Origin of the sequence: Micromonospora salmantinae (assembly GCF_022230905.1) — a bacterium.
Taxonomy (GTDB): domain Bacteria; phylum Actinomycetota; class Actinomycetes; order Mycobacteriales; family Micromonosporaceae; genus Micromonospora; species Micromonospora salmantinae.
Map to the genome: position 1 here is coordinate 87,786 of NZ_JAKKFG010000020.1, position 11,612 is coordinate 99,397.

An 11,612-nucleotide genomic window follows, 5' to 3' on the forward strand; every position below is an offset into this window, starting at 1 on the left:
GGTCCACCTGAACGGGGTGGGCCGGCGTCCGCCGTATCCGGGAGTCAGGGCAGCGCGGCGACGGCCTCGGCGTACGCGACGCCGGTGGCGATGGCGGCCTCCATGAGGACCCGTAGCTGCGCCGGGGCGACCCCGTGCGCCAGGTCGGTGGCCACGTCGCCGGCCAGCACCAACTCGTCGCCGAGGTCGTGCGCGTACGCCTTGGGCAGTAGCCGGTCGTGGTTCCACGCGTTGCAGAAGGCGTACGCCTCGGCGCGGCGGGCCGCCGGCAGCCGGCGGTTGGCCATGGCACGGGCGTGCAGCACCTCGCCGCGCTCACCGGCCCGCCGGAACTGGATCACCGCCCCCTCCCAGTGGCCGACCACTGTCTCGCCCTCGTCCACCAGGTACCGGTCGCCGCGCCCGTCCAAGATTTCGGTGATCATGCCGAGGGAGAGCGCCGACAACTCGCGTTCGCCCAGCTCGGGCTCGGCGTCGGCGTCGGCCTGGAGGTCGGACCAGTCGGCGTCGGGCTCGTCAGGTTCGTCGTCGGCGGGTAGCGGAACCGGCGCCGCTAGCGGGCGCTCGGCCAGCCAGGCGGCCATCCGTCCGGAGTGATGCCCGGTGCCGTTGCGGGCGTCGAAGCTGCCGGCCAACTCGTTGGCCATCCCGAGCAGCAGCGCCCCGAGGGTGGCGACGTCCAACTCGGTGGCCGTCCGCTCGCCGTACGCCGGCCGGGGCATCGTCCGCCCGCCCAGCCCTGCCTCGGCAGCCAGCCCGCAGACCAGCGCCCCGGCGGCGGCGAACTCCATGGCGGCGAGATCGTCGGTCGGCCGGTCCAACCGGGGAAGCTGCTCGGCCAGGATGGCCAGCCCGCGCTCCAGGTGCCCGCCCAGCGCGCAGAACCGCAGGTGCGCGGCGAGGTGCGGGAACGCCGCGCGCTCCCGCCGGTGCCGGCGGTACGCCCGCACGTGCGACGTCGCCGCCCGCGCCGGCTCGCCGGTGCGCAGTGCCGGCAGCAGACCGGCGACCAGGTCCCGCTCGGGCTGGTCGGTGCAGGCCTGCGGGTCGCCGTCGGTTTCCCCGAGATCACTGACCGCGGCATGCCACTCGCCCCAGCCGGCCAGCAGCTCGGCACGCCGTGCCGAGGCGCAGCCCGGGCAGCCGCCGGCCGGGCCCGGCCGTTTTCCGGACCATCGCTCGTACCAGTGCCGGGCGGTGGGCTCGTCGCCGAGATGATCGGCGATCCGGCAGTGCAGCTCCGCGACGGTCGGTGTGTCCGGACCATCCGCGCCGACGCGGTGGGCCAGGTCGTGCAGCAGGGACCGGGTCTGGTCCAGCCCGACCCGGGGGGTGCCGAGCAACGCCTCCACTGCGTACCGCTGGTAGCGCAGCAGCAGCCCGGCCTCCGTCTCGGTGAGGAGGTCGGGGCGGTGGTCGGCGGCGGCCCGGCAGCGCCGGACCGGCTCGACCAGACGCCACCGCTCCCCGTGCAGCAGGTACGCCTCGATCAACGCGAATCGCGCGTCCATCCCGGACCGGACGTCGCCGGCCGCGTCGGCGCGCTCGGCGAGCCGCTCCAGGGCCACCTGCCGGGCCGGGCCGTCGGGGAGGTCCCGGGCCGCGGCGAGCGCGGTCTCCAGCGCCGGTACGCGGCCCCGCGCGAGGCGGTCACCGGAGCCGGTGGGTGTCGTGCCGGTGCGGCTGCCGGTGAACTCGTCCCGGCCGGTCACGACGGCACCGCGCCGGGCAGTCGACGAACCGCCACGGCCAGCTGGCAGCCGGTGGAGATGCCACAGTCGAGCAGTTGGTCGAGCTGGTGTGGGGTCACGCCGCGTTCCAGGTCGGTGATCACCTCTCCGTACACCCGGGCCCGACCGTCGTCGGCGACGTGGACGAACGCCTTGGGCCAGAGCCGGTCGTGGTTCCAGGAGTTGCAGAACGCGTACAGGTCGGGCACCCGTTCGATGCCGAAGGTCGGATCGACCATGGTGCGGATCTGGAGCAGCTCCCCGTCCCCGCCGACGCGCAGGAACCAGATCAGGTTGTCGTCGAAGTGGCCCACCAGCTCGCCGTCCGGGGTCGGGCCGACGGACCGGCCACGGGCAGCGAGGACCGCGGCGACCAGTTCACCGGTCAGCGGACGCAGCGCGCCAGGGTGCCCGGCCAGCGGATCGTCCGGATCGCCGTCGATTTCCGGCGACGCCATGGGGCATCCCTTCTGAGGCGGATATCACGACCGGCGGTGGGGTTCGTGTTACGACGCGCGGACACGACCCGGAAAAGCGGGGTTCTGCCCGGCCCCACCGTTACCGTGACTCTATGGCGGGCCGTACCTCTCAGGCGAGCCGGCGACGCGGCGCGTCGCCGCGCGGTGGCACCAACAGTCGTGCCCGTCAACCGGCGAAGAAGACCACCCGGGCACCGGTCCGACGTCGCACCACGCCGTCCCGGCCCGGCCCGGCGGTCTACGTCGGTCGTGCGGTCGGTGCACTGTGGATGGGGTTGGCGCACGGGATGGGCTGGGCGGTGCGCGCCGCCGGCCGGCAGGCCGCCTCGGCCCGCGACCTCGACCCGGAGCACCGCCGCGACGGTGCCGGGCTGCTCATGTTCGGGCTCGCCCTGCTCACCGCCGTGGCGCTCTGGCTGTCCGGAGCGGGGCCGGTGGGCGCGCGACTGGCCGACACGATCCGGCTGTTCCTTGGTGCGATCTCGGTTGTCGTTCCGGTGCTGCTGATGATCGGGGCGTGGCGGTTGATGCGTCAGCCGGCCGATCCGGAGCACCGGGGCCGTGGGTTGATCGGCTGGGGGTCGCTGCTGGTGTCGACCGCCGCGCTGCTCCAGATCGGTCAGGACCCGGCCGACCCGCTGGAGCGTGACTTCGCCGGCGGTCTGGTCGGCGCGGGCGTCGGCGGGCTGTTGGAGCGGGCGGTCACCGCCTGGGTGGCGGTGCCGCTGCTCATCCTGCTTCTGCTCTTCGGTCTGCTCGTGGTGACCGCGACGCCGATCAACAAGATCCCGGAGCGGCTGGGCCTGCTCGCGGGTGGGCTGGTCGGCGCACCGGAGGCGGATGAGGAGGCGGACGAGGTGGCCGCCAAGCCGGCGCGCAAGCGACCGGCGAAGCGGATGCCCGCGCCACTGGACCCGGACGACTTCGAGGACCTGGACGGCGCGGACCTCCAGGAGACCATGGTGCTGCCGCGCAAGTCTCCGGCGAAGGTGCCGGCGAGCCGCAAGCCGCCGGTCGACCCGCCGGAGCACTCGCCCGCCCCGACCCGGGCCGAGCAGCTCGCGTTGACCGGGCTGTCCGGGGACTACACCCTGCCGCCGGCAAACATGCTCAGCGCCGGGGCGGCCGCGAAGACCCGCAGCAAGGCCAACGACGAGGTGATCGCCGCGCTGACCGGCGTGTTCGACCAGTTCGACGTGGACGCCGCCGTCACCGGCTTCACCCGCGGCCCGACCGTCACCCGCTACGAGGTGGAGCTGGGGCACGGCGTCAAGGTCGAGCGGATCACCCAGCTGTCCCGCAACATCGCGTACGCGGTGAAGTCACCGGACGTACGGATCCTCAGCCCGATCCCGGGCAAGAGCGCCGTCGGCGTGGAGATCCCGAACACCGACCCGGAGAACGTGGCCCTCGGCGACGTGCTGCGCTCGCGCGCGGCGACCAGCGATCACCACCCGATGGTGGTGGCGCTCGGCAAGGACATCGAGGGCGGCTACGTGGTGGCCAACCTCGCGAAGATGCCGCACATCCTGATCGCCGGGGCCACCGGCGCGGGCAAGTCGAGCTGCCTCAACACCCTGCTGGTGTCCATCCTCACCCGGGCCACCCCGGACGAGGTGCGGCTGCTGCTGATCGACCCGAAGCGGGTCGAGATGACCGGCTACGAGGGCATTCCCCACCTGGTCACCCCGATCGTGACGAACGCCAAGAAGGCGGCCGACTCGCTGGACTGGGTGGTCCGCGAGATGGACATGCGTTACGACGACCTCGCCGCCAACGGGGTCCGGCACATCGACGACTTCAACCGCAAGGTCCGCAGCGGCGAGATCACGGCACCGCCGGGCAGCGAACGCGAGATGCGTCCGTACCCGTACCTGTTGGTGATCGTGGACGAGCTGGCCGACCTGATGATGGTCGCGCCGCGCGACGTGGAGGACTCGGTCGTCCGGATCACCCAGCTGGCCCGGGCCGCCGGCATCCACCTGGTGCTGGCCACCCAGCGCCCCTCGGTCGACGTGGTGACCGGTCTGATCAAGGCGAACGTGCCGTCCCGGCTGGCGTTCGCCACCTCCTCCCTGGCGGACTCCCGAGTCATCCTCGACCAACCGGGCGCGGAGAAGCTGCTCGGCCGTGGTGACGGGCTCTTCCTGCCGATGGGCGCCTCCAAGCCGGTCCGGATCCAGGGCGCCTGGGTCACCGAGCGCGAGATCGCCGACGTGGTGAAGTTCTGCAAGGACCAGCGTGAGCCGGAGTTCCGCAAGGACGTGCTGGCCCCGGCGCAGGAGACCAAGAAGAAGATTGACGAGGACATCGGCGACGACCTGGACCTGTTGGTGCAGGCGGTGGAGCTGGTGGTCACCTCGCAGTTCGGCTCGACCTCGATGCTGCAACGCAAGCTGCGGGTCGGTTTCGCCAAGGCGGGCCGCCTGATGGACCTGATGGAGACCCGGGGAGTGGTCGGGCCGTCCGAGGGGTCGAAGGCGCGCGACGTGCTGGTCAAGCCGGACGAGCTGGACGAGGTCCTGACCGGCCTGCGCGGCGACGTGGACTGACCGACCCCCGACGCACGACGGGCCCGCCGGAATCCGACGGGCCCGCGACGGGGGGAGTGGTCAGTTGTTGATCAGCGCGGCGAAGACCACCAGGCTGATGATCGCGGCGACGACGCTGGCCGCGGCGGCGTACCAGCCCAGCGGCTTGTCACCGAGCACCGCGCCGACGACGCCAGCGATGACGCCGAGCACGCCGAAGATGATCGGGTTGAGCAGCAGGGCCAGGACCGCGAAGACGAAGCCCACGATGGTGAGGATGCGGGCGGCGTTGCTGCGGGGACGGGCGGTGCTCGGCATGTCGGCCATGTCTTCCTCCGGGTGAGAGCCTGTCGTGACGAATCGATCACTACCCACTGTGGGCGCCGGCCACGCCTGCCGACGGGGCGCCTCAGTGGAAGATCTTGAGACCGATCACGCCGGCGACCACCAGCAGGAGGCAGAGGATCCGGGGCAGGCTCGCCGACTCGCCGAGCGCCAGCATCCCGACCAGCGCGGTGCCGACCGCGCCGATGCCGACCCACACCGCGTAGCCGGTGCCGACGGGGATGTCCCGGAGCGCGTACGACAGCCCGGCCATGCTCAGCAGCAGGGTCACCACGAACACCACTGACGGGACCAGCCGGCTGAAGCCGGCGCTGCGGTCCAGGGCGATCGCCCAGGCCGTCTCCAACAGTCCCGAGATCACCAGTACGAGCCAGGCCATCGTTCACCTCACCGGAAGCGCCCGGGCTGCCGCGCCGGGACGAGTCGAGTCTGCACGTCACGCGGGGCGTCTTGGCCTGACCGGGTACGCCCACCACTCGTCCGGAGCGGCCACGAGCATCCGGCCGCCGGCGCCGACGCTAGCACCGGCCCCGGGTGGCGGGGCCGTGACCACCACCACGGTCCGTTGACCTCCACCTGACTTCAACTTGCAGTATCGCCACCATGACCATGCTCTACGCCGACCCGGAGGTCGCCGCCGCGCTGGACGCCGCCACCACTGTCGACGCCATGCGCGCCGCCCTCCTGGCCGCGTACGAGGGGCGCCTGATCGCGCCGCCCCGGGCCGCCGCACCGCTGGGCGGCGGGCGGATGGTTCTCACCGCCGGGCACCTGGTCGGCGAGTGGTACGGCTTCCGCTCGTACGACACCTTCGGTCACCCGCAGGGCGAGCAGTTGGTGGTGCTGCACGACGCCCGGACCGGGGCGATTCGGGCGGTCGCGGTCGGCGAGGAGTTGGGCTCCCGTCGTACCGGAGGGATGGGGGGCCTCGCTGTCGACGCGCTGGCGCGTCCCGACGCCGCCACCCTCGCGGTGATCGGCTCCGGCCGGCAGGCGTGGACCCAGGTCTGGGCCACCGCCGCGGTCCGTCCGTTGCGCGAGGTGGTGGTGCACAGCCGCTCCGCCGCTCGCCGGGAGGCGTTCGCCGCCCGGGTCCGTGCCGAACTGGGCGTGCCGGCCCGGGCGGTGGCCGACCCGGGATCGGCCGTCGCCGGGCGGGACCTGGTGGTGCTGGCGACCACCAGCCCGACCCCGGTGCTCTGCGCCGCCGACCTCAGCCCCGGCACGCACGTCAACGCGGTCGGTTTCAAGCAGCGCGACCGCAGCGAGTTCGGCACCGACCTGCTGGACACCGCCGACCTGCTGGTCACCGATTCACCGGCCCAGGCGGCGGACTACCAGCCGCCGATGCTCGCGGCCACACCCCCGTACGCCGGGCGGTTGCGTGACCTGGGCGGCATCCTGGCCGGCGCGGTTCCCGGCCGGACCACGGCGAACCAGATCTCCGTCTTCTGCTCCACCGGCCTGGCCGGCACCGAGGTGTTCCTGCTCGACGTGCTGACCCGGGTTGGCGCCGAGGCGCGCTGACCGGAATGACGTTCGCCTCGGTGTCGACCGTCTCCGCAGCCCGCGTGCATGGGGTTACCCGGCCGGCCCGGTACCCTCGGATGGTGTCTGCCACCTCTCCTTCTCCCGCTGACCACGCCGAGGGCCGTCGCGTCGCCCTGCTGACCCTGGGCTGTGCCCGCAACGAGGTCGACTCGGAGGAGCTGGCCGCCCGCCTGCACGCCGACGGCTGGCAGGTGACCACCGACGGCGAGGGCGCCGACGTGGTGGTCGTCAACACCTGCGGTTTCGTGGAGAAGGCCAAGCAGGACTCGATCCAGACCCTGCTCGCCGCCGCCGGAACGGGCGCCAAGGTGGTCGCCGCGGGCTGCATGGCCGAGCGGTACGGCCGGGAGTTGGCCGACAGCCTGCCCGAGGCCCAGGCGGTGCTGAGCTTCGACGACTATCCCGACATCGCCGCCCGGCTGAACGCCGTCGTCGCCGGCGAGCAGATCACCGCGCACACCCCACGGGACCGGCGCGAGCTGTTGCCGCTGACCCCGGTGCAGCGCCGCGACAGCGGGGTGTCGCTGCCCGGCCACGGCACTGTGACCCGCACCGTCGTCGACACCGACGAGCACACCCCGGCACACCTGCGCCAGGTGCTGCGCCGACGGCTCGACACCGGCCCGGTGGCCTCGCTGAAGCTGGCCAGCGGCTGCGACCGTCGCTGCGCGTTCTGCGCCATCCCGGCCTTCCGCGGGGCCTTCGTCTCGCGTACCCCGGACGAGCTGCTCGCCGAGGCGGAGTGGCTGGCCAAGACCGGCGTACGGGAGCTGGTGCTGGTCAGCGAGAACTCCACCTCGTACGGCAAGGACCTGGGTGACCCGCGCGCCCTGGAGAAGCTGCTGCCGCAGCTCGCCGCGGTGACCGGCATCGTCCGGGTGCGGGCCAGCTACCTTCAGCCGGCCGAGACCCGGCCCGGTCTGGTCGAGGCGATCGCCACCACCCCGGGCGTGGCGCCGTACTTCGACTTGTCGTTCCAGCACTCCAGCGAGCCGGTGCTGCGCCGGATGCGGCGTTTCGGCTCCACCGACCGGTTCCTGGAGCTGCTGGCGAGTGCCCGCGCCCTGGCCCCGGACGCGGGCGCCCGGAGCAACTTCATCGTCGGCTTCCCCGGCGAGACCCGCGCCGACGTCGACGAGCTGGTCCGGTTCCTGACCGAGGCCCGGCTCGACGCGATCGGCATGTTCGACTACAGCGACGAGGACGGCACCGAGGCTGCCGGGCTGCCCGGCAAGGTCTCCGCCGCGACGATCAAGCGGCGCTACGACCGGCTCAGCGCCCTCGCCGACGAGCTCTGCTCGCAGCGGGCCGAAGACCGGCTCGGCTCGACAGTCGAGGTGCTTGTCGACTCGATCGAGGACGGCGTCGTGGAGGGCCGGGCGGCCCACCAGGCGCCCGAGGTGGACGGTTCCACCACCCTGGTCGCCCCGGCCGAGGGCGGGGTCGACCTGGCCGCGCTGCGCCCGGGCGATCTGGTACGCGCAACGGTGACCGGCACCGAAGGGGTGGACCTGCTCGCTGTGCCGGATGAGATGATCTCGGCGGCGCCCGGCGCGGCACGGTGACGGCGGGCCCGAGCGGAGCGGGGGACCCAGGTGGTGCGGTGCCGGGAACGCCACGGCGGCCCGAGCGGAGTCCGGCGGTGACCGGGGCGACGGAGTCGACGCCGGGCCGGGTGGTGGCCGTGGTGCCCGTCGTCAACGCGGCCAACGCGTTGACCGCCCTGCGGCTGGTGCTGGTGCCGGTCTTCGCCGCCTCGGTGATCATGTCCGGGATGACCCACGCCGGTTGGCGGATGGCGGCCTGCCTGATCTTCGCGGTGGCCTCGGCGACCGACCTGGTGGACGGCTGGATCGCCCGCCGCTTCGGGCTGGTCACGTCGGTGGGCAAGGTGGCCGACCCGATCGCCGACAAGGCGCTGACCGGCGCGGCGCTGGTGCTGCTCTCCTGGTACGACCAACTGCCCTGGTGGGTGACAGCGCTGATCCTCGTCCGCGAGCTGGGCATCACGGGGCTGCGGTTCTGGGTGATCCGGCACGGCGTTATCGCCGCCAGCCGAGGCGGCAAGGTCAAGACCGCGCTCCAGATCCTCGCCATCGCCTGGTACCTCTGGCCGATGCCGGCCGCGCTCGCCGCCGTCGGCCCCTGGATCATGGCCGCCGCCGTCCTGGTCACGGTCGCCACCGGCTTCGACTACATAGCCCAGGCCCTCCGCCTCCGCCGCCCCCGTTAACCCCCTGCCCAGCGTGCTCCTATCGATCATGGAGTTATCGCCGGTCGGAACGGCGTGTCGTGACGCCAACTCCATGATCGCCGCGATTGGGTCGGGCGTCGGGGTTGGGGATTGGTGGGTGGGGAAGGACTGGTTGGTGCGACGGAGGTTGGGGTGTCGGTGAACGGTGGCGGGGCGGGCGGTGCCGGGGTGAATGGTCCTGGGGCGGGTGGTGCCGGGGTGAATGGCGCTGAGGTGGACGGTGCCGAGGTGGGCAGAGCGGCGGCGGGCGTCGTGCACCGGCTGGCCGAGCGGCACGAAACCCTGGCCACTGTCGAATCGCTCACCGGTGGGTCGCTCGCCGCTTCGATCGTGAACATCGCCGGGGTCAGCGGGGTCTACCGGGGTGGCCTCGTGGTCTACGCCACCGAGTTGAAGGCGACGCTGGCTGGCGTACCGGACGACCTGCTGTCCGAGCGAGGGCCGGTGGACCCGGAGGTGGCGGCGGCGCTCGCCGAGGGCGGCCGGCAGCGGTGCGGCGCGGACTGGGGGCTGGCCACCACGGGGGTCGCCGGCCCGGAGCCGCAGGACGGGAAACCCGTGGGCCTGGTCTACGTCGCGGTCGCCGGTCCGAACGGCGGCGAGGTCCGCCAGCTCCACCTGGGCAGCGGGCGGGACCATGTCCGAGCGGAGGCGGTGGTCGAGGCGTTGCGGCTGCTTTCCGAGCGGCTGGCCGCCGCAACCTCGTGAACGCCACCGCCGAAGCGATCAGAGCCACCGAGCCGACGCCACACGGGCGGCGGCGTGCCCCGGTGAGCCCGTCCCGACGAACCGACGGGCGGGGCGGGATGTCGCTCGGGCCCGCAACGGGTACGGTTGCGGGAAGGCTCCGACGTTCGGGGTCGGCGTGGTCCGCCGCGACCGGCTGCCCAGCGGCGGGCGCGAGGTATCCCTCAGGGGGAGGTGCGATGATCCTGCTACGCCGGGTGATCGGTGACGCACTGCGAGCGCGTCGGCAGGGCCAGCAGCGCACGCTGCGTGAGGTCTCCACCGCCGCCAACGTCAGCCTCGGCTACCTCTCCGAGATCGAGCGCGGGCACAAGGAACCGTCGAGCGAGTTGCTCGCCGCGATCTGCGACGCCCTCGGTGCCCGCCTCTCCGAGCTGCTGCGTGAGGTGAGCGACACCGTGGCGCTCGCCGAGCAGATGCCCGGGGTGCTCGTCTCGATGCAGGACGAGCCGGCCGACGCCGCCGCCAAGAGCACCAACCGGGGTGTCCGTCAGGTCACCTCCGACGGCAAGGTCGCTGTCTCGGTCCGCCAGGAATCGCCGCTCAAGGCCACCCTGCGCAGCACCCGGGTCCGCCCGACCGAGCGCGACCGGGACGTGGTCTGCGCGGCCTGAGTCGCCGATCCAGTTGACCATGGGCGGGCTGGCCCCGGCCGCGTAGGGTTGCTCGCAGGAGCCGCCGGTGCTGTCGACCGCCCGGTACGGATGCCTCATTGGCGTTCGGCTGGGACGATGGAGACCGGCCGGTCATGGTCGGTCGGTCCAGCCGGCCCGGCCGTGGTGGAGCGACGCTACTGAGGGGATACCGCGGAGATGGCGAACCCGTTCGTCAAGGGTTGGAACTACCTGATGGCGCTCTTCGGTGCGAAGATCGACGAGCATGCCGATCCCAAGGTGCAGATCCAGCAGGCCATCGAGGATGCCCAGCGGCAGCACCAGGCGCTGGTTCAGCAGGCTGCCGCGGTGATCGGCAACCAGCGTCAGTTGGAGATGAAGCTGTCTCGGCAGATGACCGAGGTCGAGCGGTTGCAGGGCAACGCCCGGCAGGCCCTGGTGCTGTCCGACCAGGCCCGGGCCAAGGGCGACGAGGCCGAGGCGGTGCGGTTCGAGCAGTCCGCGCAGACCCTGGCCAGCCAGCTCGTCTCCGCCGAGCAGGCCACCGAGGACCTGAAGACCCTGCACGACCAGGCGCTGGGCGCCGCCGCCCAGGCCCGCCGAGCGGTCGAGAACAACTCGATGATCCTCCAGCAGAAGCTCGCCGAGCGCACCAAGCTGCTCAGCCAACTGGAGCAGGCCAAGATGCAGGAGACGGTGGCCCGCTCGCTGGAGTCGATGTCGTCGCTGACCGCGCCCACCAACACCCCGTCGCTGGACGAGGTGCGCGACCGGATCGAGCGGCGGTACGCCAACGCGATGGGTCGCGCCGAACTGGCCGGCAACTCCGTCGAGGGCCGTATGTTGGAAATTCAGAAGGCCACGATCGACTCGGCAGGCTCCGCCCGGTTGGAGCAGATCCGGTCCAGCATGGCGGGGGAGCAGCTCGGCGGCGCGGCGCAGCGACCGGCCGTGCCGCAATCCGAGAAGACCGGCCCGGCCAACGACCCGACGGCCGCCGCCCGGTTGGACGAGCTGCGCGCCAGCATGGCTCGCGAGCGGGGCACCGGCGACCCGACCGCCGCCGGCTGAACGACCGGATCGAGGGGGTCACTGTGGCAGACGAGCGGACACGGTACTTCCGGAGGCTGGGTCGGCTTCGCCGGTCGGCCCGACGGTGGAGCGTGCTGGCCGGTGGGCTCGGCGGCGCGGCGGTGGTGCTGACTCCGTACGCCGGGCTTGGTCTGCCCGACGCGGCCTGGGCCGGCGCCGCTGGCAGCGCTGTGGCGCTCGCCGCCTGGCGCTGGATCGACGTGCGCGCCCTGGCCGCCCAGCCGGCGCCCCCCGCGCTCGCCCCGGCCGAGGCGGCGGCCCGGTCGCGG

The 11,612-nt window shown here is 72.9% G+C and carries 11 protein-coding genes, 1 pseudogene and 1 riboswitch; of the genes and pseudogenes, 8 read left to right on the forward strand and 4 right to left on the reverse strand.

Features of this window, described 5'->3' with window-relative positions; all coding sequences use genetic code 11:
* Positions 1 to 44 precede the first annotated feature (44 nt).
* Both PSH03_RS17410 and PSH03_RS17415 read right to left on the reverse strand, forming a co-directional pair.
* A complete protein-coding gene (locus tag PSH03_RS17410) occupies positions 45 to 1,622 on the reverse strand; it encodes a type III secretion system chaperone family protein (protein ID WP_238689774.1) in 1,578 nt (525 codons plus the stop codon).
* 86 nt (positions 1,623 to 1,708) lie between these two features.
* Complete coding sequence (locus PSH03_RS17415) at positions 1,709 to 2,188, reverse strand: YbjN domain-containing protein (RefSeq protein WP_238689768.1); 480 nt, start codon at positions 2,186 to 2,188, stop codon at positions 1,709 to 1,711.
* A 113-nt stretch (positions 2,189 to 2,301) separates the two neighbouring features.
* Here PSH03_RS17415 and PSH03_RS17420 point away from each other — a divergent pair, with 113 nt between their 5' ends.
* Positions 2,302 to 4,761 (forward strand): FtsK/SpoIIIE family DNA translocase, encoded by a 2,460-nt coding sequence (locus tag PSH03_RS17420; protein ID WP_238689769.1) that lies wholly within the window; start codon positions 2,302 to 2,304, stop codon positions 4,759 to 4,761.
* Between the two features lie 60 nt (positions 4,762 to 4,821).
* Here PSH03_RS17420 and PSH03_RS17425 read toward each other — a convergent pair whose 3' ends face one another.
* Both PSH03_RS17425 and sugE read right to left on the reverse strand, forming a co-directional pair.
* Complete coding sequence (locus PSH03_RS17425) at positions 4,822 to 5,067, reverse strand: hypothetical protein (RefSeq protein WP_210786486.1); 246 nt, start codon at positions 5,065 to 5,067, stop codon at positions 4,822 to 4,824.
* Positions 5,068 to 5,149: 82 nt separating this feature from the next.
* Entirely contained in the window at positions 5,150 to 5,464 is a 315-nt protein-coding gene (gene sugE / locus PSH03_RS17430; RefSeq protein WP_112586602.1) for a quaternary ammonium compound efflux SMR transporter SugE, read from the reverse strand.
* Positions 5,465 to 5,524: 60 nt separating this feature from the next.
* Positions 5,525 to 5,595, reverse strand: a riboswitch (guanidine-III (ykkC-III) riboswitch).
* Positions 5,596 to 5,688: 93 nt separating this feature from the next.
* On the opposite strand from sugE, the gene PSH03_RS17435 reads away from it, so the two are divergent.
* The 7 genes and pseudogenes from PSH03_RS17435 to PSH03_RS17465 form a co-directional block, all read left to right on the forward strand.
* Entirely contained in the window at positions 5,689 to 6,612 is a 924-nt protein-coding gene (locus PSH03_RS17435; protein ID WP_238689770.1) for an ornithine cyclodeaminase family protein, read from the forward strand.
* A gap of 80 nt (positions 6,613 to 6,692) precedes the next feature.
* Positions 6,693 to 8,201, forward strand: coding sequence for a 30S ribosomal protein S12 methylthiotransferase RimO (gene rimO / locus PSH03_RS17440; protein WP_091402051.1), 1,509 nt, complete (start codon positions 6,693 to 6,695; stop codon positions 8,199 to 8,201).
* Positions 8,202 to 8,278: 77 nt separating this feature from the next.
* A complete protein-coding gene (gene pgsA / locus PSH03_RS17445) occupies positions 8,279 to 8,869 on the forward strand; it encodes a CDP-diacylglycerol--glycerol-3-phosphate 3-phosphatidyltransferase (RefSeq protein WP_030336827.1) in 591 nt (196 codons plus the stop codon).
* A 219-nt stretch (positions 8,870 to 9,088) separates the two neighbouring features.
* Positions 9,089 to 9,598, forward strand: coding sequence for a CinA family protein (locus PSH03_RS17450; protein WP_238689771.1), 510 nt, complete (start codon positions 9,089 to 9,091; stop codon positions 9,596 to 9,598).
* A 218-nt stretch (positions 9,599 to 9,816) separates the two neighbouring features.
* A complete protein-coding gene (locus PSH03_RS17455; RefSeq protein ID WP_210786492.1) occupies positions 9,817 to 10,251 on the forward strand; it encodes a helix-turn-helix domain-containing protein in 435 nt (144 codons plus the stop codon).
* A 198-nt stretch (positions 10,252 to 10,449) separates the two neighbouring features.
* Positions 10,450 to 11,322 carry a PspA/IM30 family protein gene (locus PSH03_RS17460; RefSeq protein ID WP_210786494.1) on the forward strand — a complete coding sequence of 291 codons (873 nt, stop codon included), beginning with the start codon at positions 10,450 to 10,452 and terminating at the stop codon, positions 11,320 to 11,322.
* Between the two features lie 23 nt (positions 11,323 to 11,345).
* Positions 11,346 to 11,612, forward strand: a pseudogene (locus PSH03_RS17465) (phage shock envelope stress response protein PspM); the annotation flags it as partial.

What these genes read in the sequence shown, in the direction of transcription:
- PSH03_RS17415 (WP_238689768.1), bottom strand. Translation starts at nt 2,188, where the DNA reads ATGGCGTCGCCGGAAATCGACGGCGATCCGGACGATCCGCTGGCCGGG.
- PSH03_RS17420 (WP_238689769.1), top strand. Translation starts at nt 2,302, where the DNA reads ATGGCGGGCCGTACCTCTCAGGCGAGCCGGCGACGCGGCGCGTCGCCG.
- PSH03_RS17425 (WP_210786486.1), bottom strand. Translation starts at nt 5,067, where the DNA reads ATGGCCGACATGCCGAGCACCGCCCGTCCCCGCAGCAACGCCGCCCGC.
- sugE (WP_112586602.1), bottom strand. Translation starts at nt 5,464, where the DNA reads ATGGCCTGGCTCGTACTGGTGATCTCGGGACTGTTGGAGACGGCCTGG.
- PSH03_RS17435 (WP_238689770.1), top strand. Translation starts at nt 5,689, where the DNA reads ATGACCATGCTCTACGCCGACCCGGAGGTCGCCGCCGCGCTGGACGCC.
- rimO (WP_091402051.1), top strand. Translation starts at nt 6,693, where the DNA reads ATGGTGTCTGCCACCTCTCCTTCTCCCGCTGACCACGCCGAGGGCCGT.
- PSH03_RS17455 (WP_210786492.1), top strand. Translation starts at nt 9,817, where the DNA reads ATGATCCTGCTACGCCGGGTGATCGGTGACGCACTGCGAGCGCGTCGG.
- PSH03_RS17460 (WP_210786494.1), top strand. Translation starts at nt 10,450, where the DNA reads ATGGCGAACCCGTTCGTCAAGGGTTGGAACTACCTGATGGCGCTCTTC.